Genomic DNA, 24,931 nt, shown 5'->3' with positions numbered 1-24,931 from the left:
GGCGTAAGGATTCGCCGCACCGCGGGATTCCCTGCCCCCACCCCCTTGTCAAACGGATAGTTCCGCCCCACGATGAGGCAACTCGTTTGGCCTGAAACGACCTCTTCCCTTCTCTGGCAGGTGATCCGAGTGGACAGTCAGACGGTTTCCGCCCAGCGGACCGTGCGGGACGCCCCCACTACAGCCACACTCAAACCCAACGCCCTGGGTGTCCTGGGCATCCTCTTCTTCGTGCTGTCCGGCCAGGCCCCGCTCACGGGAATCGCCGGCGCGGCCCCCCTCTCGGTCGCCCTCGGCAACGGAGCCGGCACCCCCGCCGCCTACGTGCTGGCCGGAGCCGTGATCCTGCTCTTCTCCGTCGGCTTCGTCGCCATGGGCCGGCACGTCGTGGACGCCGGCGCCTTCTACACGTACATCGGCACCGGCCTCGGCCGGACCGCCGGCGCGGGCAGCGCGAGCGTCGCCCTGTTCGCCTACTGCGTCATCCAGGCCTCGATGTACGGCCTGTACGGCTCGATCGTCGGCGCCCTCGTCGCCGACCACACCGCACTCGACCTGCCGTGGTGGGTGTACGCGCTGGTCACCATGGCCGTGGTGCAGGCGCTGGGCGCGGCCGGCATCGAGATGGGCGCCCGCGTCCTGGCCGTGTTCGTGCTCGCCGAGTTCAGCATCCTGCTGGTGTTCGGCCTGGTCACCCTGGTCACGGGCGGCGGGCCCGAGGGGCTCGGCGTGGCCGACAGCTTCTCCCCGTCCGCCGCCCTCCAGGGCGCACCGGGCGTCGCCGTGATGTTCGCCGTCGCGTCGATGTTCGGCTTCGAGGCCACCGCCATCTACGGCGAGGAGGCCAGGGAGCCGAAGAAGACGGTGCCGCGCGCCACCTACCTCTCGGTCGTCGTGGTCACCGGCTTCTTCGCCCTCACCTCCTGGATGCTGATCTCGTCCTACGGCGCCTCGAAGGCCCCCGAGGCCGCGGGCCGGGCGCTGGCCGCCGGGGACTCCTCCGGCTTCGTCTTCGCCCCCATCGCCGACCTGTTCGGCGGCTGGGTCGGCGACGTCCTGCCGGTCCTCCTGGCCACCTCCCTGTTCGCCGGCATCCTCACCTTCCACAACTCCGCCAACCGCTACCTGTTCTCCCTCGGCCGTGACGGGCAGCTCCCCGCAGGCCTGTGTCGCCTCAACCGCCGGCACGCCCCGTGGCTCGCGGGCTGCGCGCAGACCGTCATCGCGGCGGCCCTGGTCGTGCCGTTCGCACTGGCCGGCAAGGACCCGGTGGTGCACCTCTTCTCCTGGTTCAGCGGTCTGGCCGTGCTCGCCATGATGCTGCTCTACCTGCTGACCTCGGTGTCGGTCATCGTGTTCTTCCGCCGCCGGCGCGTGGACGACCGGGTCTGGAACACGCTGGTCGCCCCTGTGCTCGGCGCACTCGGCCTCGTCGGCGCCATCTGGCTCGTCCTGGCCAACTTCACCACCCTCATCGGCGGCGAGGCGAGCACGGCGCTGTGGCTCGTGCTCTCGGTGCCCGTCGTCATGGCGCTCGGCGTCGCCAACGAACGCGTCCGGCGCCGGCGCACCGAGCCCCCGACGGACTGATGCGCGTACGCCGGCCGCCCGGACGCGCCCCGACGCGCGCACCGGGCGGACGGCCCCGCACCCCCTTCGTACTCGTTCACGACGTTTCGCACTCATTCACGACGTGGTCTGGAGGACCGCATGACCGCTGCCACCCACGAGGAATGGCTCCGCCGGGCCAAGGCGCTGGAGCCGCTCCGCGCGCATCTGATCGACGGTGCCGAGGAGGCCGGTGGGGGCAGCACGTTCTCCGCGGTCTCGCCCCGCGACGGCCAGGTGCTGACCGAGGTCGCCGACGGCGGCGCCGCCGAGATCGACGCCGCCGTCGCCGCCGCGCGACGCGCCTTCGACCACGGCCCTTGGCCGAGGCTGGCCCCGGCCGACCGGGGCCGCGTCCTGGTGCGCCTGGCCGATCTCCTCGAAGAGCACCGCGCGGAGCTGGCGCTCACCGTGAGCCTGGAGATGGGCAAACCCGTCAGGGACGCCCACGACATCGAACTCCGCGCCCTCATCGGCACCTTCCGCTGGTACGGGCAGCTCGCCGACAAACTCACCGACGAGTCCCCGCACACCGCACCGGACGCGCTCGCCCTGGTCACCCGGGAGCCGGCCGGCGTCGTCGGCGCGGTCGTGCCCTGGAACTTCCCCCTGACGCTCGCCGGATGGAAGGTCGCCCCCGCACTGGCCGCCGGCTGCACGGTGGTCCTCAAACCCTCGGAGAACTCCCCGCTGTCGGCACTCCTGCTGGGCCGGATCGCCCTGGAGGCCGGTCTGCCGCCGGGCGTGCTCAACGTCGTCAACGGCGACGGCCCCGTGGCCGGCCGCGCCCTCGGCCTGCACCCGGACGTCGACGTGCTGGCCTTCACCGGTTCCACCGCCGTCGGCCGCCACTTCCTGCGCTACTCCGCCGACTCCAACCTCAAGCGCGTCTGGCTGGAGCTGGGCGGCAAGTCCCCCAACATCGTCCTGCCCGACGCCCCCGACCTGGAGAAGGCCGCGGCCACCGCCGCCTGGGGCATCTTCTTCAACCAGGGCGAGATGTGCACCGCGCCCTCCCGGCTGCTGGTGCACTCCTCGATCGCCGAACAGGTCACCGAGGCCGTCGTCGCACGGGCCCGCGCCCTGCGCGTGGGCGACCCCCTCGACCCCGCCACCGAGATGGGCGCCCTGGTCGGCGAGAGCCATCTGGAGCGCGTCCTCGGCCACGTCCGGGGCGGCGGCGAGGACGGCGCCCGGCTGCGCACCGGCGGTGCGCGCACCCTGACCGGGACCGGCGGCGTCTACCTCGAACCGACCGTCTTCGACCGGGTGGCCCCGGACAGCCGCCTGGCGCGCGAGGAGGTCTTCGGACCCGTGCTGTCCGTCCTCGCCTTCGACGACCTCGACGAGGCGGTCGCCCTCGCCAACGCCACCGAGTACGGCCTCGCCGCCGGACTGTGGACCTCCGACCTGTCCACCGCCCACCGGGTCTCCCGGGCCCTCAGGGCCGGCACCGTATGGGTCAACTGCTACGAGGAGGGCGACCTGACCGTGCCCTTCGGCGGCATGAAGCAGTCCGGGAACGGACGCGACAAGTCCGCCCACGCCCTGGAGAAGTACACCGAACTCAAGACCACCTGGATCCAGTTGTGACGCACCGCCCGCTGATCGCCGTGCCCGCCCGGTTCGCCGCCACCACCTCGGCCCTGCGGTACGCGGCGGAGGTCAACGCCCGCGCCCTGGTCGAGGCCGTCTGGCGGGCGGGCGGCGAGCCCGTCACCGTCCACCCGCACGCCCCCGGCGGCACCGCCGACCCGGACGAGGTCGCCGCCCGGCTCGCCCGCTTCGACGGCCTGCTGCTCCCCGGCGGCGGCGACATCGCCCCCCACCGCTACGGCGCGGCCGACGCCCACGAGGCGGTCTACGACGTGGACGACGAGCAGGACGCGTTCGACCTGGAACTCGCCCGGCAGGCCCTCGCGGGCGGGCTGCCGCTGCTGGCCGTCTGCCGCGGCCTCCAGGTCGTCAACACCGTCCTCGGCGGCACGCTGCACCAGGACATGGGCGGCCCCGAGCGCGAGCACCGCCACGTCCGGCACCCCGTCTCCTTCGCTTCCGGTTCGGCGCTGAGCCGGGTCACCTGCGCCGACAAGGCCGAGGCGTCCTGCTACCACCACCAGCACGTGGACCGCCTGGGGGAGGGGCTGGCGGTCACCGCCCGTGCCGCCGACGGGACCGTCGAGGCCGTCGAACTCGCGGGCGGCGACGGCCGGTTCCTGGCCGTGCAGTGGCACCCGGAGGACACCGCGCACGAGGACCCGGCCCAGCAGCGGCTCTTCGACGCCCTGGTCCGGTCGGCGCGCGGGACCCGCTGAGGGAACCGACTGAGGGCGGACCCACTGAGGGGGGTCCGCTGTGTGTGCGGGGGAGGGGCTCAGCCCCTGGCGCGCCGACCGCTGCGGCGTGGCGCGGGTTCCACGCCGTTCAGCAGCGTCCGGCGCCGGTCCTCGCCCTCCTCCTCGACCTGGAGCACCACGCGCCGCAGTCCGTCGGCGAGGCTGCGGCACTCCGCGTCGGTCAGCCGGGAGGTGACGAACGCCTCCTCCTCGTTGAACGCCGGGAACACCCGGCGCATGAACTCCTCGCCCTCCTCGGTGAGGGCGAGCAGCACCAGGCGTCCGTCGGTGGGATGGCCGGCCCGCCGCAGCAGACCGCGCGACTGGAGTGTGCGTGCCACCCCGGTCAGCGTGCCCTTGGAGATCCCCGCCTCCTCGGCGACGTGCCGGGTCTCGGACTCGCCCCACACCCACACCACCCACAGCACGACGAAGGCGGTCCAGGTCAGGTCCGAGCCGCGCAGCACGGAGTTCTCCAGGTGCTGGCGCACGGCGGACGCCGCCCGGTAGATGTTGGCCACGGCCGCCATCTGCTCCCGCCGGACGGGAATGCCGCCGAGCTTCGCCTCCGCGAGCTTCTCCGCCTCGCTGATGGACCGCTGGCTGGGCACGGGTGCTCCCTCGCGTCGTCATCGGACCGGGGCCCGGCGGGGCTCCGGTCGTTCGGTACCGAATTGTACGGGCGCGACGGCACCGACCATGCGACGAGAGGGACGAATGACTAGAGCGACCAGCGTCCCGAATGACTAGAGCGACTAGAGCGACGAACGACTAGAGCGACTAGAGCGACTAGAGCGACGAACGGCTAGAGCGACTAGAGGGACTAGCGGCAAGAGCGACTAGATGGCTTTGGGGGCGTTCGAGTGGTCTGCGGGGGATCGCGCAACCGACGGCCGTTCGAGGCGTTCTCTCCGTTCGGGACGAATGCCCGGAAGCTGGAGGTCATGATGCGGGAACGGCAGTACCCACCGACGGCCCTGACGGTGCCTCGGCTGGTCCTCGACCCCTACCGCTGCGGTGTCGACGTCGGTGCCGCGCCGGCTCGGACGGTGGAGTGGAGCGACGAGGACTGGCGCGTCCCGCCCCAGACGCGGACCGGGCAGGACGACGACGCCGGGGCCGCTGCCGGCTCCTCCCGGCGGCTGCCCCCCGCGGACCGCCGACGGCTGGAACTGCACGCCGCCCTCACCCGCGTCGGCGTCGCGCCCGCGCCGGAGGACCTGCACGCCATGGAGGCGCTGAGCGCGCTGGACGACCTGACGAACGCCGCCGTCCGGCGCTGGATCGGCCCGCGCTGACCGGCCGTCCCCCGGCGGGGACGACCGAGGTCCGCGGGCCCTCCGCCGTCGTGTCCGCCAGGCGTGCCGGTAGCGTGTGCGGGAAGTGCCGCCGGGGGAGGGGAGCGCGTCATGGGGGACGGGAGCCGGGTGGACCGGGCCGGCGGGGGGCCCGCCGGATCCGAGCGGATGGTCGCGGAGGCCCGGAAGGCGTTCTTCGTGATCTTCGCCTTCGTGGTCCTCGTCTGGCTGGTACAGCTCGCCAACTTCGCCGACGACTACGGCTTGTCGCGGGAGTACGGCGTGGTCTCCGGCGACCTCGACACGGTCCCCCACATCCTCACCGCGCCCTTCCTGCACTGGAACTGGGCGCACATCGAGAGCAACTCCGGGCCGCTCTTCGTCTTCGGGTTCCTCGCCGCCTACCGAGGGGTGGCCCGCTTCCTCGCGCTGAGCCTGCTCGTCGCCGTGAGCAGCGGTCTGGCGGTCTGGCTCTTCGAGCGGGACGCGGCGAACACGGTCGGGGCCAGCGGTCTGATCTACGGCTTCTTCGGCTACGTCGTGGTGCGGGGCCTCGTCGACCGGCACCTGGTCGACTCGCTGATCGGCGTCGTCATGGCGGCCTCGTTCGCCTATCTCCTCACCGTGGCCGTGCCCGGAACGCCGGGGGTGAGCTGGCAGGGGCATCTCGGAGGGCTGATCGGAGGACTGGCCGGCGCGTGGCTGCTGCGCGACCGGCGCCGGCGCGACGGCGCCCCACGGGCCCGCCGCCCGGACGGCAGCCCGGACGGCCGGGATAGTTCGGACGGCCGGGACAGTTCGGTCGGCCGGGACGGCTCGGCCGGCGGCACCCGGCCCGAGGGGCCCGAGAGGCTGCCCGCCCCGTCCGGCCACCCGCGCGCCGACCTGCACAAGGAACTCCGCGACCTCGGCCTGCTCTGACCCGGGGACCCCGCGCGGTTCCGGTGCATCCGAGGGGACCGGTCGGCCGGAAGCAGGGTCAGGGGCTCCCGCCCTGTGACCCCCGAGCAGGGGCGGGAGCCCCGCCCACCCCGCCGGCCCGCCACCCCCGGCTGCCCCACCGCCTCGTCAGCGGGCCGCCCCCGCCCCCTCGTCAGCGTGCCGCACGCGGCTTCTGCGTCCGGCGGCGCGGCACGGTCGGGGCTGCCCCTGCCCCGGCCTCGTCGCCGGTCCGCCCGGGGAAGCCCACCGTGCCCAGGCTGAGCAGCACGTGCCGCTCGGCCACCTCCTCGGCGGTCAGCGGACCGTCGGTCCGGTACCAGTTGGCGACGCCCTGGCACATGATGAGCACCGCGCGGACCGCGTCGGCGGGGATCGGGGTGGTGAAGGTGCCCCGGGCGATGCCCTTCTCGACGGTGTCGAGCAGCATGTGCTCGAGGTAGTCGCGCAGGGCCACGTAACGGGCCCGGTTCTCGGGTTCCAGGCTGCGGATCTCGGTGTCCAGGAAGGCGAGCCCCTTGCGGTTCGCCATGTACAGCACGATCGACTCGACCATGCCGCAGAACCGGGGCAGCGGGTCGTCGCCGGCCTCGGCGGCCGCGGCCCGGCAGCGGTCCAGGACGTCCTTCATGGACGTCTCCAGCAGCGTGGCCAGGAGGGCCTGCTTGTTCGCGTAGTGGTAGTACAGGGCGGGCACGGTAACGCCGACCCGGCCGGCGATGTCACGGACCGACGTGCCGTGGTAGCCGTGCTCGTTGAACGCGGTCATGGCGTGCCACAGGATCGGAGGGAGATCGAGCGGTCCGTACGAGCGCCAGTGGTGCGCGGGGGCTGCGGTGTCCTCGCTCGAATCGGTGCTCGGTTCGGTGCTCAACGACTCTCCTTCGGGCCGGTCGGGCGGGTCGGACGCCGGCGGACATCATACGTCCGCGGAGACGGCCTTCCGCCGCTCGATCGCTTATCGATCGTTCAGTGAATCACGGGCGAACCTGAAGGCTGCCCGATCAGGATAGTCAAAAACTCGGTGTGCGACAGGAGTTGACCGTCGGCATCGCCTTTCCTACCTTCTTAGCGAACGCTCAGTAAGTCCCCGGTGGGCGGAGCCGCGCGACGGCCTGCCTCCGAGAGAGGAACCGATGAGCCAGACCCGTCACACCCCAGCCCGCAGCACCGGGCCCCTGGCCGGAGTGCGCGTGGTGGAGCTGGCCGGGATCGGACCCGGTCCGTTCGCCGCGATGCTGCTCGCCGACCTCGGCGCCGACGTCGTACGCGTCGACCGGCCCGGGCCCGCCCCGTTCGGCCTCGACCCCGCCCGCGACGTGACCCACCGCAACAAGCGGTCCGTCGTCGTCGACCTGAAGGCGGCGCACGGGCCCGCGACGGTGCGGGCGCTTGTGCGCCGCGCCGACGTCCTCATCGAGGGGTACCGCCCCGGTGTCGCCGAACGCCTCGGCGTGGGACCGGAGGAATGCCTGGCCGCCAACCCCGCGCTCGTCTACGGGCGGATGACCGGCTGGGGCCAGTCCGGACCGCTCGCGCCCCGGGCGGGCCACGACATCGGGTACATCGCCACCGCCGGGGCCCTCGGCGTGATCGGCCCGCCCGGCGGACCGCCCGCGATCCCCGCCAACCTGCTCGGCGACTACGCCGGCGGCTCCCTCTACCTGGTGACCGGCGTGCTCGCGGCCCTGCTCACCGCCCGGGGCACCGGCCGCGGCCAGGTGGTGGACGCCGCCATCGTCGACGGCACCGCCCACCTCACCGCCCTGCTGTGGGGCATGCTCGCCATGGGCACCTGGCGCGACGACCGGGGCACCAACCTGCTCGACGGCGGGTGCCCCTACTACGCCGTGTACGAGACGGGCGACGGCGGATGGATGGCGGTCGGCGCCCTGGAACCGCAGTTCTACGCCGAGTTCGTACGGCTGCTGGGACTCGCCGACGAGGAGCTGCCCGACCGCGACGATCCGCACCGGTGGCCCGAGCTGCGGGCGCGGTTCGCCGCGCGGTTCAGGACGGCGGGCCGCGCCGCATGGGCCGCCGTCTTCGAGGGCACCGACGCCTGCGTGGCCCCGGTGCTCTCCCTGCGCGAGGCCGCCCGCCACCCCCACCTGACCGAGCGCGGCACCTTCACCGAGGCGTACGGCGTCCTCCAGCCCGCTCCGGCCCCCCGCTTCTCCGCCACTCCCGGCGCCCTGCGCCTGCCGCCCCCGCGGCCCGGCGCGCACACCGCCGAGGTGGCCCACGACTGGGACGTCCCCGCCCTCGTCCCCCACCCCGGCCCGGCCTCCGGCCCCGGCCCGGCCTCCGGCCCCGGCCCGGCCTCCGGCCCCGGCCCGGCCTCCGGCCCCGGCCCGGCCTCCGGCCCCGGCCCCGGCCCGGCCTCCGGCCTCGCCCCCGAGTCGCCCGCCCCCGAGCCGCCCGCCTCAGAGCCGCCCGTCCCCGAGCCGCCCGCCCCCGAGCCCCCGGCGCCGGAAACCCCGGCGCCCGGCCCGGTGGCGTCTTCCCGGAAGGACCCCCGCTGATGGAACTGTCCACGCCGCTGACCTACGCCGGTGACCCGCGCGCCGCCGCGGACGCGGCCGCCGCGCTGGAGTCCGCGGGCCTCGACGCCATCTGGGTGGCCGAGGCGTACGGCTTCGACTCCCCGACGATCATGGGCTATCTCGCCGCCCGCACCGAGCGGCTGCGCATCGGCGCGGCCGTCCTCAACGTCTACTCCCGCAGCCCGGCGCTCATCGCGCAGACCGCGGCCGGGCTCGACGCCCTCACCGGCGGCCGCGCCCTCCTCGGCATCGGCGCGTCCGGCCCCCAGGTCGTGGAGGGATGGCACGGCCGCCGCTACGACCGGCCGCTCGGCCGCACCCGCGAGGTGATCGACTTGTCCCGGCGCATCTGGCGCCGCGAGGTGATCGAGCACCACGGCATCACCGACATGCCGCTGCCGCCGGAGAAGGGCGGCACCCTCGGCAAACCGCTGAAGCTCCTCACCCGCCCGGTCCGCGACGCCGTCCCCGTCTACGTGGCCGCCCTCGGCCCGGCCAACGTCCGGATGACCGCGGAACTCGCCGACGGCTGGCTGCCGTTCCTCTACGTCCCCGAGCACGCCGCCGAGGTCTGGGGCACGCCACTCGCGGAGGGCGCCGCGCTGCGCGATCCGTCGCTCGGCCCGCTGTCCGTGGTCGCCGGCGGGCTGCTCGCCGTCGGCGAGGGCGCCGAGGCGGTGCGCGACCTGATGCGCCCCGTGATCGCCCTCTACGTCGGCGGCATGGGCGCACCGGGCCGCAACTTCTACCACGACCTCGTGTGCGCCTACGGCTACGAGGCCGAGGCCGCCGCCATCCAGGAGCACTACCTCGCCGGCCGCAAGAAGGACGCCGAGGCCGCCGTACCGGCCGAACTGTGCGAGCTGGTCAGCCTGGCCGGGCCCGAGGGGTACGTCCGCGACCGCGTCGAGGCCTTCCGCGAGGCCGGCGTGACCATGCTCAACGTCACCCCCGTCGGATCCGACCCCGCCCGGCTCGTCGAGCGCGTCAAGGGCTGGCTGTGACCACGCGCCGGCCCGTGACCGCGCGACCGCCGCACCCCGCCCCCACCCCCTGGGAGACGACATGAAGCGTGACCTCTACGGCCTGGAGCACGAGGCCTTCCGAGAGACCGTGCGCACCTTCCTCGCCAAGGAGGTGCTCCCGCACCACGAGCGCTGGGAACAGCAGGGGGTGGTCGACCGCGAGGTGTGGCGCTCCGCGGGCCGCCAGGGACTCCTCGGCCTCGCGGTCGACGAGGAGTACGGCGGCGGAGGCACCGACGACTACCGCTACAGCGCCGTGCTCGCCGAGGAGTTCGCCCGCGCCGGCGCCTCCGGTCTCGCCCTCGGACTGCACAACGACATCGTCGGGCCCTACCTGACCCGGCTGGCCACCGAGGAGCAGAAGCGGCGCTGGCTGCCCGGCTACACCTCCGGCGAGATCATCACCGCGATCGCCATGACCGAACCCGGAGCCGGCTCCGACCTCCAGGGCATCCGCGCCACCGCCACCGACCGGGGCGACCACTACCTCCTCAACGGCACCAAGACCTTCATCTCCAACGGCATCCTCGCCGACCTCGTCGTCGTGGTGGCCCGCACCACCCCCGAGGGCGGCAGCGGCGGCCAGAGCCTGCTCGTCGTCGAACGCGGCATGGCCGGCTTCGAACGCGGCCGCAACCTCGACAAGATCGGCCAGAAGGCCCAGGACACCGCCGAACTCTTCTTCCACGACGTCCGCGTGCCCAAGGAGAACCTGCTGGGGGAGGAGAACCGGGCGTTCACCTACCTCATGGCCAACCTCGCCCAGGAGCGGCTGGCCATCGCCGTCGCGGCCGCGGCCGCCGCCGAGGAGATCCTGGACGTCACCGTGCGGTACGTGAAGGAACGGGAGGCCTTCGGCCGGCCCCTGGCGCGGCTCCAGCACGTCCGTTTCGAGATCGCCGAGATGGCCACCGAGGCCGCCGTCACCCGCAGCTTCCTCGACCGCTGCGTCAGCGAGCACACCCGGGGCGAACTCGACGCCGTGCACGCCTCGATGGCCAAGTGGTGGGCCACGGAACTCCAGAAGCGGGTCGTCGACCGGTGCCTGCAACTGCACGGCGGCTACGGCTACATGACCGAGTACCGGGTCGCCAAGGCGTTCCTGGACGGCCGTATCCAGACCATCTACGGCGGCACCACCGAGATCATGAAGGAGATCATCGGCCGCTCCCTGCTCGGTTGAGCGCCGCCGGACCCGCCCCCCTCCCCGCCCCGCATCTCCCACGTGCCGAGTCGACTCGGCCGGACCGGAAGGCATCCAGGTGACCAGCGAAGCGTACGTGTACGACGCGATCCGCACCCCGCGCGGCCGCGGCAAGGCGAACGGCGCCCTGCACGGCGTCAAACCCGTCGACCTCGTCGTCGGACTCATCGACGAGGTGCGCCGCCGGTACCCCGGGCTCGACCCGGCCGCCGTCGACGACATCGTGCTCGGCGTCGTCAGCCCCGTCGGCGACCAGGGCGCCGACATCGCCCGCACCGCGGCCCTGGCCGCCGGACTGCCCGACACGGTGGCCGGCGTCCAGGAGAACCGCTTCTGCGCCTCCGGCCTCGAAGCCGTCAACCTCGCCGCCGCCAAGGTCCGCTCCGGCTGGGAGGACCTGGTCCTGGCCGGCGGCGTCGAGTCCATGTCCCGCACCCCGATGGGCAGCGACGGCGGGGCCTGGGCGCTGGACCCGCGCACCAACCACGACACCGGCTTCGTACCGCAGGGCATCGGCGCCGACCTCATCGCCACCCTGGAGGGCTTCACCCGCCAGGACGTCGACGCGTACGCCGCCCTGTCCCAGGCACGGGCCGCCGAGGCGTGGAAGGACGGCCGCTTCGACCGGTCCGTCGTGCCCGTCCGCGACCGCAACGGACTGCTCGTCCTGGACCGCGACGAGCACCTCAGGCCCGGCACCACCGTGGAGAGCCTCGCCGCGCTCCGGCCCTCCTTCGCCGTGGCCGGCGAGGCGGGCGGCTTCGACGCGGTGGCCCTCCAGAAGTACCACTGGGTGGAGCGCATCGACCACGTCCACCACGCGGGCAACTCCTCCGGGATCGTGGACGGCGCGGCGCTGACCGTCATCGGCTCCGCCGCGGCGGGGGAGCGGCACGGACTGCGGCCCCGGGCCAGGATCGTCTCGGCCGCCGTCTCCGGCGCCGACCCGACCATCATGCTGACCGGTCCCGCCCCGGCCTCCCGCAAGGCCCTCGCCAAGGCCGGGCTGACCGTCGCGGACCTGGACCTGGTGGAGATCAACGAGGCCTTCGCCGCCGTCGTCCTGCGCTTCGTCCGCGACCTCGGCCTCGATCCCGACCGGGTCAACGTCAACGGCGGCGCCATCGCGATGGGACACCCGCTGGGCGCGACCGGCGCCATGATCCTCGGCACGCTCGTGGACGAACTGGAGCGCCGCGACCTGCGGTACGGGCTGGCCACCCTCTGCGTGGGCGGCGGCATGGGCATCGCCACCGTCGTCGAACGCCTCTGACAGCGCCCGGCCCGAGGCCCAGGGCGTTTCTGACGCACCCCGTGCCCCGGACCGAGCCTCCCGTCCCGTGCCGCACCGCACTTCCCCCCGTGACCGCCCGCACCCCTGGAGACCCTCTTCCATGGCCACCACAGCCGCCGACCGCAGCACCATCCGCTGGGAGGAGAGCGACGACCACGTCGTCACCCTCGTCCTGGACGACCCCGGCCAGTCCGCCAACACCATGAACGCCGCGTTCATCGACTCCCTGGACGCCACCGTGGACCGCCTGGAGTCCCGCCGCGACGACCTCAAGGGCGTCATCCTCACCTCCGCCAAGAAGAGCTTCTTCGCCGGCGGGGACCTGCGCGACCTGATCGCCGTCACCCCCGCGACCGCCGGGCGGTCCTTCGAGGCCGGCATGCGGATCAAGCGCGCCCTGCGCCGACTGGAGACACTGGGCAGGCCCGTCGTCGCCGCCGTCAACGGAGCCGCCCTGGGCGGCGGTTACGAGATCGCGCTGGCCTGCCACCACCGGATCGTGCTGGACCACCCGGCCGCCCGCGTCGGACTGCCGGAGGTCACCCTCGGGCTGCTGCCGGGCGGCGGCGGGGTGGTCCGCACGGTCCGTATGTTCGGCGTCGTCGACGCCTTGCGGAAGGTGCTGATGGAGGGCCGGCAGTACGGCCCGGCCCAGGCCCTCGAAGCGGGCCTGGTCGACGAGATCGCCGCCGACCCGCAGGACCTCCTCGCCCGCGCGCGGGCGTTCGTCGACGCCCACCCCGAGTCCCGCCAGCCCTGGGACGAACCGGGCCACCGCATCCCCGGCGGCACACCCGCGCACCCCGGCTTCGCGGCGAACCTGCCCGCCCTCCCCGCCACCCTCCGCAAGAAGCTGGGCGGCGCCCCCTACCCGGCGCCGCGCAACATCCTGGCGGCGGCCGTGGAGAGCACCCAGGTCGACATCGACACCGCGTTCGTCGTCGAGGCCCGCCACCTGACCGAACTCGTCACCGGGCAGACCGCCAAGAACATGATCCAGGGCTTCTTCTTCGACCTCCAGGCCGTCGACTCCGGCGCCAACCGCCCCCAGGACCTGCCCGCCCGCACCGTCACGAAGGTCGGCGTGCTGGGGGCCGGGATGATGGGGGCCGGGATCGCCTACGCCTGCGCGAAGGCGGGCATCGAGGTCGTGCTCAAGGACGTCTCCGCCGAGGCGGCCGCGCGCGGGAAGGCGTACTCCGCGGGCCTGCTGGAGCGGGCCGTCGCCAAGGGCCGCACGACGCGCGCCCGCGGCGACGCGCTCCTCGACCGGATCGTGCCGACCGCCGACGCCCGCGACCTGGCCGGCTGCGACGCCGTGATCGAGGCGGTCTTCGAGGACCCCGCGCTCAAGCACCGGGTGTTCCGGGAGGCGCAGGAGGCCGTCGCCCCGGACGCGCTGCTGTGCTCCAACACCTCCACCCTGCCCATCTCCCTGCTCGCCGAGGGCGTCGACCGGCCCAAGGACTTCATCGGGCTGCACTTCTTCTCCCCCGTCGACCGGATGCGGCTGGTCGAGATCATCCGGGGGCGGGAGACCGGCGATGAGGCGCTCGCCCGCGCCTTCGACCTGGTCCGGCAGATCGGCAGGACACCGATCGTGGTGAACGACTCCCGCGGCTTCTTCACCTCCCGGGTCATCGGCCGCTTCATCGACGAGGGCGTCGCCATGGTCGGCGAGGGCATCGACCCGGCGACCGTGGAACAGGCCGCCGCCCAGGCGGGATACCCGGCCAAGGTGCTCGCCCTCATGGACGAACTCACCCTCACCCTGCCCCGCCGCATCCGCGAGGAGACCCGCCGCGCCACCGAGGAGGCGGGCGGCACCTGGCGGCCGCATCCGGCGGACGCCGTCGTCGACCGCATGATCGACGCGTTCGACCGCCCCGGCCGGTCCGCCGGCGCCGGCTTCTACACGTACCAGGACGGCCGGCGGACGGGACTGTGGCCCGGGCTGCGCGAGCACTTCACCGACCCCGCCGCACGGCCCGCCGACCTCACCGAGCTGAAGGAGCGGATGCTCTTCGTCGAGGCCCTGGACGCGGTGCGCTGCCTGGAGGAGGGCGTGCTGGTGTCCGTGGCGGACGCCAACGTCGGCTCCCTGCTCGGCATCGGCTTCCCGGCCTGGACCGGCGGGGTCCTCCAGTACGTCAACGGCTACGACGGCGGCCTGCCCGGATTCACCGCCCGGGCGCGCGAGCTCGCCGCGCGGCACGGGGAGCGTTTCGACCCGCCCGCCCTGCTGCTGCGCAAGGCCGAGCGGGGCGAGGTCTTCACCGACTCCTGAGCCGGGACCCGAGCCGGCTGCGAGGCCACTGCTCACCCCGCCCGTCCCTCACCCTGCCCGTCCCTCACCCTGCCCGTCCCTCACCCTGCCCGTCCCTCCCGCGGCACGGCGCGGCGCACCGCCGCGCCGTGCCGCCCCCTCCCGACGCACCGACCCACCCGCAAGGAGGCCCTGATGTCATCAGCCCCCCGCACGACCGGGGAGCCCCCCGGACCGCCGGCCGAGACGACCCTGCCCCTGCTGCTGGAACGCAACGCCCGGCTGTACCCCGAGCTGCCGGCCCTGTCCTGGCAGCAGGAGCAGGAGGGCGGCCCGGACGGCTGGACCACTCTCACCTGGGCCGAGGTCCGCGAGCACACCACCCGGCTCGCGGCCGGCTACGCGGCACTCGGCGTCGGCCGCGGCGACCACGTGCTGCTGATGACGGCCAACCGGCCCGAGCACTGGCTGTCCGACCTGGCGCTGGTCCGCCTCGGCGCCGTCCCCGTCAGCGTCTACGGCACCTCCGCCCGCGAGCAGGTCACCCACATCGCGCGCAACTGCCGGGCCCGCGTCGCCGTCGTGGAGGGCGCGGCGCAGGTGGAGCTGTGGGCGCCGCTGCTGGACGACGCCGGCACACCGCTGGAGCGGCTGGTGGTGGTCGAGCCCGGCACCGAGGGCGTCCACCTCCCGTACGCCGCCCTGCGGGCGGAGCCGGTGCCGGAGCGGTTCGACAAGGCCCTGGACGCCGCCCGCCCCGAGGACCCGCTGACCGTCGTCTACACCTCCGGCACCACCGGCGAGCCCAAGGGCGTGGTGCTCAACCACCGGCACGTGCTGGCCGACGCCCTGGCGCTGGACGCGGTGGTGGAGCTGCCGCCGCACGTCGAGCACATCTGCTATCTGCCGTTCGCCCACATCGCCGAGCGGATGCTGGGCCTCTACCTGCCCTGCCACCGCGCCTCCCACGTCTATCTGTGCGCCGACCCGGCGAAGGTCGCCGAGACGGTGCGCAAGGTGCGGCCGGCACAGTTCTTCGGGGTGCCGCGGGTGTGGGAGAAGCTCGCCGCCGCCGTCCGCGCCGTGCTCTCCCTGCTGCCGCCCGAGCAGCGGACGGTCATCGAGGACGCCGCGCGGGTGGCACGGGAGCACGTCGGCTTCCGGGAACGCGGCGAGCGGCCGCCCGCCGAGCTGGAGGAGGCCTACGGCCGGGCCCGCGAGGACGTCCTGCTGCCGCTGCTCGCCGCGGGCGGCCTGGAGCGGGTGGCCTGGGCGGCCAGCGCCTCGGCGCCGATGCCGCTCGACGTGGTGCGGTTCTGGTCCGGCTTCGGCATCGTGATCATGGATGCGTGGGGGCTGACCGAGACCACCGGCGTGGCGACCACCAACAGTCCCCGCACCGGCTTCCGGCTGGGGTCGGTCGGCCGTCCCGTGTCGTCGGTGGAGATCCGCACCGCCGAGGACGGCGAGATCGAGGTGCGCGGGACGACCGTCTTCTCCGGCTATCTGCGCGAGGACGGTTCGGTGCAGTCCGCGGTGGACGCGGAGGGCTGGCTGCGCACGGGGGACATCGGCCGCGTGGACGAGGACGGCTACCTCTGGCTCACCGACCGCAAGAAGGAGATGATCGTCACCTCGACCGGCAAGAACGTCTCGCCGGCGCTGGTGGAGAACGCGCTGAAGGAACACCCGCTGATCGGGCAGGCGCTCGTGCACGGCGACAACCGCTCCTACCTCGTCGCCCTGCTGGTGCTCGACGCGGAGGCCGCGCCGGCCTGGGCCACCGCCCACGGGATCGAGGCCGGCACCGGCCTCGCGGACCTCGCGGCGCACCCGGCCGTGCGGGCGGAGGTCGAACGGGCGGTGGCCGCCGCCAACTCCCGGCTGAACCGGACCGAGCAGGTCAAGCGGTACACACTGCTGGCCGAGGAGTGGGGCCCGGCGACCGGGGAGCTGACACCGTCGCTCAAGATGCGGCGCCGGGTCATCAGGGAGAAGTACGGCGCCGCGCTGGACGGGCTGTACGAGGGCTGACCGCGGCCGGGACCTGCGGCGCGGGCTGACCGCGGCCGGGACCTGCGGCGCGGGCTGAACGCGGCCGGGACCTGCGGCGCGGGCTGAACGCGGCCGGGACCTGCGGCGCGGGCTGAACGCGGCCGGGACCCGCGGCGCGGGCTGAACGCGGCCCGGACCGACGACGGCGGCCGGCCATCCGGGAACGGGTGGCCGGCCGCCGCCGTCGTGGCGCGGGCGCTCAGAGGCCGTAGGTCTTGCCGATCACGTCCCGCTGGATCTCGCTCGTGCCGCCGTACACCGTGGAGACGACCGCGGCCCGCAGATGGCGCTCCATGTCGTACTCGGTCGCGTACCCGTAGCCGCCCATCATCTGCATGCCCTCCAGGGCGACCCGCTTGGCGGTCTCGGTGGCCTTGAGCTTGGCCATGGACGCCTCCCGAGGGAACAGGCGGTCCGGCTCCGCGTCGCAGTCCCGGGCCACCTCGCGCACCAGCAGCCGGGTGCACTCGATCTCCGTTGCGAGGTCGGCGATCCGGTGCCGCAGCGCCTGGAACGAGCCGACGGGGCGCCCGAACTGCTCGCGCTCGCGGACGTAGGCGACCGCGTCGTCGAAGGCGCGGCGGGCCAGGCCCAGCATGTTCGCCGCCAGGAACAGCCGCTCGTAGTTCAGTCCCGCCATCAGCTGCCGCCAGCCGTCGCCGACCTCCCCGACGACGGCGTCGGCCGGCAGCCGGACCCCGGTGAGGAACACGTCGTTGACCTCCCGGCCGCCCATGGTCTCGATGCCCCGGATCTCCACCCCGGCGGTGCCGGCCGGCAGGTGGAACATGGTGAGCCCGGCGTGCTTGTCGGGACCGGTGCGCGCCACGAGCAGGATGGCGTCGGCGCAGTGGGCGTTGGAGATCCAGGTCTTCTGACCGTCGATCAGCCAGTCGCCGTCGGCACTCCGCCGCGCCCGGCAGCGCAGCGCGCCGACGTCGGAGCCGGCCGACGGTTCCGACATGGCGATGGCGAGCACCCCGCCGCCCACGGCACGGGTGAGGACGTCCCGCTTCTGCGCTTCGGTGCCGAACCGTTCGTAGGCCTTGGCGGCGATGACGGTGGTGACGAAGCCGCCCGCCGGGACCAGGCCGTAGGAGGTCTCCTCCAGGAACAGGCAGGCGTCGGCCAGTCCGCCGCCGGCGCCGCCGAACTCCTCGGGCAGGCACACCCCCAGCCAGCCGAGGTCGGCGAGCCTGCCGTACAGCTCGGCGTTGTGGGGCTCGGTGCCCCGCGCGGTCAGCGCGTCCCGCTGCTCCCGCGTGCCGCACTCCCGCTTGGCGAAGTCGCGGACGGCGGCGACGAAATCCGTCTGCTCCGGGGTGAGACGACTGCCCATGAGAACCCTCCAGGTCCGGTGAGTTACAAAGATATAGAATATGTTGCACGGTTTCTCGGGTCGATGGGTGCCGGTATCGTGAGGAACACCATGAAGACTTCTGCGAACGACTCCCTGCTCGCGCGGGCCATCGCCCAGCCCGAGACGGAGGAAAAGGTGGCGCGGCGCATCCTCGACGCCGCGCTGGAGGAGTTCACGGCCTTCGGCCTGCGCCGGTCCTCGATGGACGACGTCGCCAAACGGGCCGGTGTCTCCCGCGTCACGGTCTACCGCCGCTTCCAGAGCAAGGACAAGCTGGTCGAGGCCTGCCTGCTGCGCGAGGGCAGCAGGTTCTTCCAGCAACTGGACGCGGCCGTGGCGGCGTTGCCCACCATGGAGGAGCGCGTCGTGGAGGGCTTCGTGGTGGCCCTCCGCCACACCCGGGCGCACCCGCTGTTCGGTGGCCTGCTGCGGCTCGAACCCGAGTTGGTGCTGCCCTACTTCACCGTCCAGGGCGGTCCTTCGCTCGCGGCCACCTGCGACTACCTGACGGCCCATCTGCGCCGCGCCCAGCGGGCCGAGGGCCGCCCGGACTCCGACCCGAGGCCGGTCGCCGAGCTGATGGTCCGGGTGGCCGTCTCCTTCCTGCTGAACCCGGCGAGTTGCATCGAGATGGAGGACGAGGACCAGGCCCGGGCCTTCGCCCGCCGTTACCTCGCCCCCCTGCTGGACGCCTGACGGCCCGCGCCCGCACGGCACGTCAGCGCCGCCGGTGCAGCCACCGTGCGACGGCGACCGCGCGGGCCCGGGCGGCCGCGGGTGCGGTGAAGGAGGTCAGGTTCACCGGCGGGGCGAAGCGCCGGACCGTGACCGACTGCGGCGCGGTGAACGCCTTCAGCCCTTCCTCTCCGTGGACGCGCCCGAAACCGGAGTCCCCGGAACCGCCGAACGGCAGCGCGGGGACGGCGGCGAAACCGAGCACCGAGTTGACGGAGACGGCGCCGGCCCGCAGCCGGGCGGCGATCGCGGCCCCCGCCCGCCGGTCGCCGCAGAACACCGAGGCGGCCAGCGCGTAGGCCGAGGCGTTCGCGCGCTCCACCGCCTCGTCCACGTCGGCCACCGCGTTGATCGCCACGGTCGGCCCGAACGTCTCCTCGGTCATCGCGGCCGAGTCCTCCGGCACATCGGCCAGGACGACCGGGGACACGTACCTCCCGGACACCGACGCGGACCCGCCCAGCAGGGCACGCGCACCGGCCGCCAGCGCCTCGTCCACGTGCCGCCGCACCACGGCCGCCTGCCCCGGCATCGTCATCGGACCGTACGCCGCGTCCGCGTCCGGGCCCACCGGCAGCGCACCCGCCCGCTCCACCACCTTGCGGCAGAGCGCGGCGTGCACCTCCCGCACGGCGTAGACGCGTTCGACGCCCGCGCAGGTCTGCCCGGCGTTGCTCATCGCGCCCCACACGACGGCGTCCGCGGCGGCGTCGAGGTCGGCGTCGGCGGTGACGACGACCGCGTCCTTGCCGCCGCACTCGGCGAGGAACGGCGTCAGCGACTCGGCGCACACCGCCATCACCTTGCGCGCGGTCCCCGGCGAGCCGGTGAACGCCAGCTTGTCGACACCGGACCGGGCCAGCGCCTCGCCCGTCGCGGCCGCCCCGGTGACGGTCGTGAGCAGGCCGGCGTACCCGGGCACCGCCGCGTCGAAGAGCTCGGCCAGCAGGACGCCCGTGCCGGGGGTGTGCTCGGACGGTTTGAACACCACGGCGTTGCCGGCCGCCAAGGCGTAGCCGATCGACCCCATCGGGGTGTACAGGGGGTAGTTCCACGGTCCGATCACGCCGACCACCCCGAGCGGCCGGTGGACCAGTGTGGCGCGCTGGTGCGCGGCCACCAGCCCGGAGGGCACACCGCGCCGCCGCAGCACGCGTCCGGCGTTGCGCGCCGCCCACGCCAGGTGTTCGAGGGTCAGGACAACCTCCAGCTCCGCGTCACCGCGCGGCTTGCCGGTCTCGGCCGCGATGGTGTCCGCGACGTCGTCCAGCGCGGACGCGAGCCGCCGCTTGAAGCGGAGCAGGTGGTCGCGGCGCCGGGGCGCGGACTCGGCCGCCCAGCGGTCCGCGGCCGTCCGGGCCCGCCGCACGGCACGCGCGACCTCCTCCGGCCCGGCGACGGGGTGGTCGGCGAGCGGCTTGCCCGTCGCCGGGCTGTGGACGGTGAAGGTCGTGGGGCGGGGCGTGGTGTCCCGGGCCGTGTCGGTCATCGCTGCTCCTGAGGTGTGTTCCGGTCCGCCGGACGGCCGGACGAGGGCTCGTCCGCCGCCGACGGCTCGTCCGGCGACTGCTCGTCCGGCGACTGCCGGGGGGTGGGCTGGTGCGGGGTGGGCTGTTGGGGGGTGGGCTGGTGCGGGGTGGGCTGCTGGTCGGCCGGGCGGGGGGATGCCGACGGTTGGTCTGTCGGCCGAGGGGAGGCCGACCCGGTCGGCTGGGGGGAGGCCGACGGGGGGTCGGTGGGCTGCCGGGAGGCCGAGGGTTGGTCGGTCGGCTGTGGGGGGACCGGCTGCTGGTCGGTCGGCCGCTGGGAGGCGGATCGTCGCTCTGTCGGTTGCCGGTCGGTCGGTGTGCGGTGTACCGGCCGCTCGTCCGTCGGCTGCCGGTCGGTCGGCGTGCGGTGTGCCGTCGGCTGGGCCACCGGCCGCTGGGCCACCGGCGGCTGGGCCACCGGCCGCTGGTCCACCGGCCGCTGGGCCACCGGCGGCTGGTTCGCCGGCGGCCGGGGCGCCGGGGCCGTTTCCGCCCCCGGGCGTTCGTCCCGCAGTGGCTTCAGCGGCCTGGTGTGGGCCCAGTGCGGGCCCAGGTCGTCCAGGGTCCATCCGAAGGGGTAGCTGCGGGGCTGCTGGCGGTACGGCCACCAGTTCGGCCGGGGCGGCAGGCGGCGCACCACGGCCGCCCGGGCGCGCAGGGCGCGGTGGGTGGCGCCGCGGACCGGCCGCGGCTGCGCGGGCAGGCCCAGCGCGGTGAGCAGCGGCTCGTCGAGGACGGCGAGCGAGGCGCGTGCCGCCAGCGGTCGCAGCAGCCTGGGGTACCACTGGGTGACGACCCGCAGCGTGGCCGCGGCGACCCGCCGGTTGGCCGGGTCGTACGCGAACATCTTCCGCTCGTAGCCGTCGTGCAGGTCCGCGAACCCCGCGTAGTCGGCGGGCAGGTCGCCGATGCCCATCATGCCGCCCATGCGCCGCCCCACGAGCGCGAGGCTCTCGGTCTCCTCCTCGCACAGCGGCCGCCAGCCGTACCGGTCGATCCACCGCTTGGGACCGACCACGGTCGTGGCCAGGACGTACAGGTAGTCCTCGTCGGGTATGCGGTAGCGGCCGTGGATGCGGTTGAGGTGGCGGGCGGCGGCCCGGGCGCGTTCGGAGTCCATGCCGTCCACGACCATCTCGTGGGCGATCAGCACGGTGTCGTCGTACCGTTTCTGCCCGGCGCGCTCGAACTCCTGGGTGCGGTCCAGGAGCCGGGAGATGCGCGGCACGCCGAAGTCCCGCAGGAAGGCGATCGAGACGCCCTGGAGGTAGTCCCAGGGGAACTCGTACCGGGTGACCCAGCGGAAGATCTCCTCGTAGTCCTGCCGCGGGTCCATCTGCTGGATGCGGTGGAGCCGGCTGTAGCGGCCCATGGGCGGTCTCTCCTAACGGTGCCTGCTGCGGATGGACAGGTCGGCGAAGCCGACCGTCTCGGCGTCGACCAGGACCTGGCCGGCCTCCACCGCGGTCACGGTCAGCTTCGGCAGCTGTACGGCGATGGGGAGGTTCGCCGGGACGATGTCGGCCCCGATGCAGATGCGCGGGGTGCCGACCCCGAGGACGGGGATGGTGATCGAGCCGGTGAGCCGGGTGACGTAGATGTCGACCTGCGGGATGTCCAGGTCCACGTCGATCGTCTGGACCTGGCCCGCGCTCTCCAGCCGGAAGGCGTAGTCGTCCGCGACCAGCCGGTCGGCGTGCACCCACAGCACCTTCATCCGCCCGCCGTCGGCGGTGGGCAGGTAGGTGGCGCCGTGGATGACGGCGCCGTAGGCGGTCAGGGTGTCGGCGCCGACCTCGGGGTGGAGCGGGCTGATCGGATAGGTGGCCCGCGGGCGGCCCGGCTGGTCGCCGATGACGATCGGCGGGCGCAGCGCGGTCAGGTCGTCCGGGTCGTCGGCGGTCTCGCCGGGTGTGGCCTCCTCCAACTCCTGGTCGGGGTCGGGGAGTCCGCCGGTGTCGACGCCGGTGAGGCACGGGAGCGTCACCTGGGCGGCACCGGCCTTCTCCTCCGCTTCCTCCTCTTCCGCCTCGGTCGCCGTGCCGTCGTCCTCGTCCGGGGCGGCCGGGGGCGAGGGGGAGCCGGAGGTGGTGGGGGTGGGCGCGGCCGAACCCGTCGTGCCGGACGCCTGGTCGCCGCTCGCCGGCCCGGTCGGGGCGGGGGTGGGGGAGGGCGATCCGGCGGACTCCCACGGCCAGGTGAGGGTGGGCCAGGGGAGGGGGAACACGTCCGTGCCCGGCGCCGCGGCGGCGGTACCGGCGGCAGGGAGCCCGGCCGCCGCCACCACCGCGCTCACCACGAAGAGGACCGCGCCCCGCACGGGCCTCCGGCGACCGCCGGAGCGGGCGCGGTCCTCACGGGCTTTTGGGGCGGTGCCCTCCCCCCGGGCCTCCGCCCCGCCGGTCACGGCGTCGGCCGTGTCCGCCGCGGCCGGTACCGCCACCGTTGCCGCCGTGGCTGTTACCGCCGTGGCAGTGTCCGCCGTGGCCGAAGTCCGCTCACCGTCCGCCGTCCGCTCACCGTCCGCCGTCCGCTCACCGTCCGCCGTCCGCTCACCGTCCGCCGCCCGCCCGCCGTCCCCCGCCCGCTCGGGGTCCGGCATCCAGCCGAACGCCATCGAGGAGCCGATCAGGCCGGCCAGCATGCCGATGCCGAAGCCGCCGAGGTTCGTGGTCGCCATCGACGTCAGCGAGGCGATCGCGGTGACGACGGAGACGAACATCCGCTGGTCCGGCTTGAAGAGGAAGAACAGGCCGCCCGCGATCAGGACCAGACTGATGCCGGCGGCCGACATGGCGCCCACCCCGATCCTGATCATCAGCGGGAGCGGGGCCAGCGGGATGGCGACCATCTCGACGCCGCCCGCGACGACCCACACCGCCGCCCAGAACGGCCGCCTCCGGCGCCAGCCGCGCAGGGAGCGGCGCAGCCGGGGCGCGGGCAGGATCCGGTCGAACCAGTCGCCGGTCTCACGGGCCAGTTCCGACAGGAAGCCGAAGACGAAGCTGAACATGACCGAGTCCGTCCGTCGTCGCCGTCAGAAGCACTGCTTGCCGGTACGGCTGAACTCGATCTCCAGCTTCTCCAGCGTCAGGGTGCCCCCGTTCGCGGAGTACGCGGTGCTCCGCACGTCATGGGCGACGGCGGTGCTCGCCTGGACGCCGAACGTGCCCTCGGGCCCGGTCACGCCGGGCGCGCCGGTCAGGGTGGAGGCGTCCCGGCCGGCCTGGACGCCGGTGACCTTGCCGCCGCCGCCGGTGAGGGCGTCCGCGTTCACCACGAGGTCGCTGCCCTCGAGCGGCTTGTCCGCTCCCGAGTGCACCAGCATGGTGATGTCCCCGACCAGCGGCAGTGTCTGTTTGAGCGAGACGCACACGTCGGAGACCGTGCCGCCCTTCACGGCGGCCAGCAGGACCGGCTTGGCGCCGCTCGCCGAGCTGCCGATGGAGGAGGGGAACGAGGACACGCCCTCCGCGGTGACCTCGGACGCCGAGACCTTGAAGGCGGCGCCGGAGACCGCGAAGGAGGCGGCGAGCGCGCCCTGGGCGAGGGCGATGCCGAGCGCTCCCACGGCCAGGGTGCACGGGACGAACATGACGGCGCTGCGCTTCCAGTGCGTACGGCCCGTACCCGGGGTATTCGTCCGGGTATAGGCGTATCTGTCACTCATGGGGAGTCCCTTCCGCAGGGCTGGAGCGAGGACGGCGAGCTCTCGGGGGCCATCGGTGAGTCGAAGATACAAAAACTATTGACTTGTTTCACAAGGCGCGTCAATACTCCGGACACCACGGAGAAACGGAGGCGTCATGACCGCTCTGCCGCACGTGTCCGCCGACCCGGAACCCGCACCCGGTGAGGGAGTCGCCCCCTCCTCCGAGGTGAGGGCGCCGCGCCGGGGCGGAATGGCCTGGCGCCACTTCGGTGACGCCCGCTCCACCCTCATGGCCCCCCAGCTGCTGCTCCTCCAGGTCGCGCACCCGGTCGTCGGCGCCGGTGTCGCGGACCACAGCAATTTCCGCGCCGAACCCTGGCCCCGGCTGATCCGCACCCTGCTCTCGCTGAGCACCGTCGTCTACGGAGGGCAGCGCGCCGCCACCGCCGAGGCGCGGCGCCTGATCCACGTCCACGCCGGGATGAAGGGCACCGACTCCGCCGGCCGCCGCTACCACGCCCTCAACCCGGAGGCCTACCACTGGGTGCACGCGACCCTCGTCAAGGGGCCGGTCGACGCCCAGCGCCTGTTCGGCAAGGGCATGACGGACCAGGACCTGGAGGAGTACTACCGCGAGATGCGGGACGTCGGACGGGTCTGGGGCCTCAAGGACCACCACCTGCCCCCGGACTGGGCGGCCTTCAGCGCCTACTACGACGACATGGTCGACCACCGGCTGGAGCACAACCGGTCCGTGCAGGACGTCCTCGACGAACTCGCCCACCCCGCCAAGCCCGTCGCCTGGCTCCCGAACCCGCTCTGGCGGCCCGTCGCGCAGCTCGCCGCCCACTACGCCCTGCTGGTCACCGTCGGAGCCCTGCCGCCCCGCCTGCGCGACCGGCTCCACCTCACCTGGAGCCGGCGGCAGGAGCGCGCCCTGCGGCGCTTCGCGCGGCTGGTACGGCTGCTGATGCTGCTCGTCCCGCCCCCGCTCCGCATATCGGGCACCCTCGCCATCGCCTACTGGGCCACCCACCGCCCGGGCACCGAGCCCGCCGCGCGGCGCCCGCTGGGAGCGTGGTGA

At 73.9% G+C, this 24,931-nt stretch carries 18 protein-coding genes and 2 pseudogenes; 13 read left to right on the top strand and 7 right to left on the bottom strand.

Annotation, left to right across the window (positions count from 1 at the left end; genetic code table 11):
* The first annotated feature begins 129 nt into the window (after positions 1-129).
* The 3 genes from ACFYWQ_RS37680 (at position 130) to ACFYWQ_RS37670 (ending at position 3,923) form a co-directional block, all read left to right on the top strand.
* Positions 130-1,590, top strand: a complete 1,461-nt coding sequence (locus tag ACFYWQ_RS37680; protein WP_389523370.1) for an APC family permease — start codon at positions 130-132, stop codon at positions 1,588-1,590.
* 120 nt (positions 1,591-1,710) lie between these two features.
* Positions 1,711-3,201 carry an aldehyde dehydrogenase gene (locus ACFYWQ_RS37675; protein ID WP_389523367.1) on the top strand — a complete coding sequence of 497 codons (1,491 nt, stop codon included), beginning with the start codon at positions 1,711-1,713 and terminating at the stop codon, positions 3,199-3,201.
* On the top strand, positions 3,198-3,923 hold the full coding sequence (locus tag ACFYWQ_RS37670) for a gamma-glutamyl-gamma-aminobutyrate hydrolase family protein (protein WP_389523364.1): 726 nt from the start codon (positions 3,198-3,200) through the stop codon (positions 3,921-3,923). Before ACFYWQ_RS37675 ends, ACFYWQ_RS37670 begins: the two co-directional genes overlap by 4 nt.
* Before the next feature lie 59 nt (positions 3,924-3,982).
* Here ACFYWQ_RS37670 and ACFYWQ_RS37665 read toward each other — a convergent pair whose 3' ends face one another.
* Positions 3,983-4,555, bottom strand: a complete 573-nt coding sequence (locus tag ACFYWQ_RS37665; protein WP_389523361.1) for a MarR family winged helix-turn-helix transcriptional regulator — start codon at positions 4,553-4,555, stop codon at positions 3,983-3,985.
* Between the two features lie 333 nt (positions 4,556-4,888).
* On the opposite strand from ACFYWQ_RS37665, the gene ACFYWQ_RS37660 reads away from it, so the two are divergent.
* Together ACFYWQ_RS37660 and ACFYWQ_RS37655 are read left to right on the top strand one after the other, a co-directional pair.
* Positions 4,889-5,242 (top strand): hypothetical protein, encoded by a 354-nt coding sequence (locus tag ACFYWQ_RS37660; RefSeq protein WP_389523358.1) that lies wholly within the window; start codon positions 4,889-4,891, stop codon positions 5,240-5,242.
* Between the two features lie 111 nt (positions 5,243-5,353).
* Positions 5,354-6,163 carry a rhomboid family intramembrane serine protease gene (locus tag ACFYWQ_RS37655; RefSeq protein WP_389523354.1) on the top strand — a complete coding sequence of 270 codons (810 nt, stop codon included), beginning with the start codon at positions 5,354-5,356 and terminating at the stop codon, positions 6,161-6,163.
* 172 nt (positions 6,164-6,335) lie between these two features.
* On the opposite strand, the gene ACFYWQ_RS37650 is transcribed toward ACFYWQ_RS37655, so the two are convergent.
* A complete protein-coding gene (locus ACFYWQ_RS37650; protein WP_389523351.1) occupies positions 6,336-7,055 on the bottom strand; it encodes a TetR/AcrR family transcriptional regulator in 720 nt (239 codons plus the stop codon).
* Between the two features lie 262 nt (positions 7,056-7,317).
* Between ACFYWQ_RS37650 and ACFYWQ_RS37645 the strand changes: the two are divergent.
* The 6 genes and pseudogenes from ACFYWQ_RS37645 to ACFYWQ_RS37620 all read left to right on the top strand — a co-directional run.
* Positions 7,318-8,460 (top strand): annotated as a pseudogene (locus tag ACFYWQ_RS37645) (CaiB/BaiF CoA transferase family protein); the annotation flags it as partial.
* Between the two features lie 245 nt (positions 8,461-8,705).
* Positions 8,706-9,731, top strand: a complete 1,026-nt coding sequence (locus tag ACFYWQ_RS37640) for an LLM class F420-dependent oxidoreductase (RefSeq protein ID WP_389523348.1) — start codon at positions 8,706-8,708, stop codon at positions 9,729-9,731.
* Between the two features lie 61 nt (positions 9,732-9,792).
* Positions 9,793-10,935, top strand: a complete 1,143-nt coding sequence (locus ACFYWQ_RS37635; RefSeq protein ID WP_389523344.1) for an acyl-CoA dehydrogenase family protein — start codon at positions 9,793-9,795, stop codon at positions 10,933-10,935.
* A gap of 79 nt (positions 10,936-11,014) precedes the next feature.
* Positions 11,015-12,229, top strand: a complete 1,215-nt coding sequence (locus tag ACFYWQ_RS37630; protein ID WP_389523342.1) for an acetyl-CoA C-acetyltransferase — start codon at positions 11,015-11,017, stop codon at positions 12,227-12,229.
* Positions 12,230-12,350: 121 nt separating this feature from the next.
* The gene (locus ACFYWQ_RS37625; protein ID WP_389523339.1) at positions 12,351-14,537 is read left to right on the top strand and encodes a 3-hydroxyacyl-CoA dehydrogenase NAD-binding domain-containing protein; all 2,187 of its coding nucleotides are present in this window, start codon (positions 12,351-12,353) and stop codon (positions 14,535-14,537) included.
* Between the two features lie 174 nt (positions 14,538-14,711).
* Positions 14,712-16,550, top strand: a complete 1,839-nt coding sequence (locus ACFYWQ_RS37620) for an AMP-dependent synthetase/ligase (RefSeq protein ID WP_389523335.1) — start codon at positions 14,712-14,714, stop codon at positions 16,548-16,550.
* A 220-nt stretch (positions 16,551-16,770) separates the two neighbouring features.
* Here the strand turns inward: ACFYWQ_RS37620 and ACFYWQ_RS37615 are convergent, their stop codons facing one another.
* Positions 16,771-17,910 (bottom strand): acyl-CoA dehydrogenase family protein, encoded by a 1,140-nt coding sequence (locus ACFYWQ_RS37615; RefSeq protein WP_389523332.1) that lies wholly within the window; start codon positions 17,908-17,910, stop codon positions 16,771-16,773.
* Positions 17,911-18,000: 90 nt separating this feature from the next.
* Between ACFYWQ_RS37615 and ACFYWQ_RS37610 the strand changes: the two genes are divergently transcribed.
* A complete protein-coding gene (locus ACFYWQ_RS37610) occupies positions 18,001-18,627 on the top strand; it encodes a TetR/AcrR family transcriptional regulator (RefSeq protein WP_389523329.1) in 627 nt (208 codons plus the stop codon).
* 22 nt (positions 18,628-18,649) lie between these two features.
* Here the strand turns inward: ACFYWQ_RS37610 and ACFYWQ_RS37605 are convergent, their stop codons facing one another.
* From ACFYWQ_RS37605 to ACFYWQ_RS37590, 4 genes and pseudogenes are all read right to left on the bottom strand, one after another.
* Entirely contained in the window at positions 18,650-20,155 is a 1,506-nt protein-coding gene (locus ACFYWQ_RS37605; protein ID WP_389523326.1) for an aldehyde dehydrogenase family protein, read from the bottom strand.
* A gap of 533 nt (positions 20,156-20,688) precedes the next feature.
* Positions 20,689-21,567 (bottom strand): annotated as a pseudogene (locus ACFYWQ_RS37600) (oxygenase MpaB family protein); the annotation flags it as partial.
* Positions 21,568-21,579: 12 nt separating this feature from the next.
* Positions 21,580-23,208 carry a DUF6114 domain-containing protein gene (locus tag ACFYWQ_RS37595; protein ID WP_389523322.1) on the bottom strand — a complete coding sequence of 543 codons (1,629 nt, stop codon included), beginning with the start codon at positions 23,206-23,208 and terminating at the stop codon, positions 21,580-21,582.
* A gap of 24 nt (positions 23,209-23,232) precedes the next feature.
* Positions 23,233-23,865 carry a DUF6230 family protein gene (locus tag ACFYWQ_RS37590; RefSeq protein ID WP_389523319.1) on the bottom strand — a complete coding sequence of 211 codons (633 nt, stop codon included), beginning with the start codon at positions 23,863-23,865 and terminating at the stop codon, positions 23,233-23,235.
* A 136-nt stretch (positions 23,866-24,001) separates the two neighbouring features.
* Between ACFYWQ_RS37590 and ACFYWQ_RS37585 the strand changes: the two genes are divergently transcribed.
* Positions 24,002-24,931 carry an oxygenase MpaB family protein gene (locus ACFYWQ_RS37585; protein WP_389523316.1) on the top strand — a complete coding sequence of 310 codons (930 nt, stop codon included), beginning with the start codon at positions 24,002-24,004 and terminating at the stop codon, positions 24,929-24,931.

The sequence above is a fragment of the Streptomyces sp. NPDC003247 genome (genome assembly GCF_042888135.1).
GTDB lineage: Bacteria > Actinomycetota > Actinomycetes > Streptomycetales > Streptomycetaceae > Streptomyces.
This window is presented reverse-complemented; position numbering and strand designations above follow the sequence as displayed.

Bases quoted from the DNA above. Each gene is read 5' to 3' on its own strand.
- ACFYWQ_RS37585 (WP_389523316.1), top strand. From the start codon at position 24,002: ATGACCGCTCTGCCGCACGTGTCCGCCGACCCGGAACCCGCACCCGGT.
- ACFYWQ_RS37615 (WP_389523332.1), bottom strand. From the start codon at position 17,910: ATGGGCAGTCGTCTCACCCCGGAGCAGACGGATTTCGTCGCCGCCGTC.
- ACFYWQ_RS37660 (WP_389523358.1), top strand. From the start codon at position 4,889: ATGATGCGGGAACGGCAGTACCCACCGACGGCCCTGACGGTGCCTCGG.
- ACFYWQ_RS37635 (WP_389523344.1), top strand. From the start codon at position 9,793: ATGAAGCGTGACCTCTACGGCCTGGAGCACGAGGCCTTCCGAGAGACC.
- ACFYWQ_RS37620 (WP_389523335.1), top strand. From the start codon at position 14,712: ATGTCATCAGCCCCCCGCACGACCGGGGAGCCCCCCGGACCGCCGGCC.
- ACFYWQ_RS37610 (WP_389523329.1), top strand. From the start codon at position 18,001: ATGAAGACTTCTGCGAACGACTCCCTGCTCGCGCGGGCCATCGCCCAG.
- ACFYWQ_RS37640 (WP_389523348.1), top strand. From the start codon at position 8,706: ATGGAACTGTCCACGCCGCTGACCTACGCCGGTGACCCGCGCGCCGCC.
- ACFYWQ_RS37655 (WP_389523354.1), top strand. From the start codon at position 5,354: ATGGGGGACGGGAGCCGGGTGGACCGGGCCGGCGGGGGGCCCGCCGGA.
- ACFYWQ_RS37595 (WP_389523322.1), bottom strand. From the start codon at position 23,208: ATGTTCAGCTTCGTCTTCGGCTTCCTGTCGGAACTGGCCCGTGAGACC.
- ACFYWQ_RS37675 (WP_389523367.1), top strand. From the start codon at position 1,711: ATGACCGCTGCCACCCACGAGGAATGGCTCCGCCGGGCCAAGGCGCTG.
- ACFYWQ_RS37625 (WP_389523339.1), top strand. From the start codon at position 12,351: ATGGCCACCACAGCCGCCGACCGCAGCACCATCCGCTGGGAGGAGAGC.
- ACFYWQ_RS37590 (WP_389523319.1), bottom strand. From the start codon at position 23,865: ATGAGTGACAGATACGCCTATACCCGGACGAATACCCCGGGTACGGGC.
- ACFYWQ_RS37605 (WP_389523326.1), bottom strand. From the start codon at position 20,155: ATGACCGACACGGCCCGGGACACCACGCCCCGCCCCACGACCTTCACC.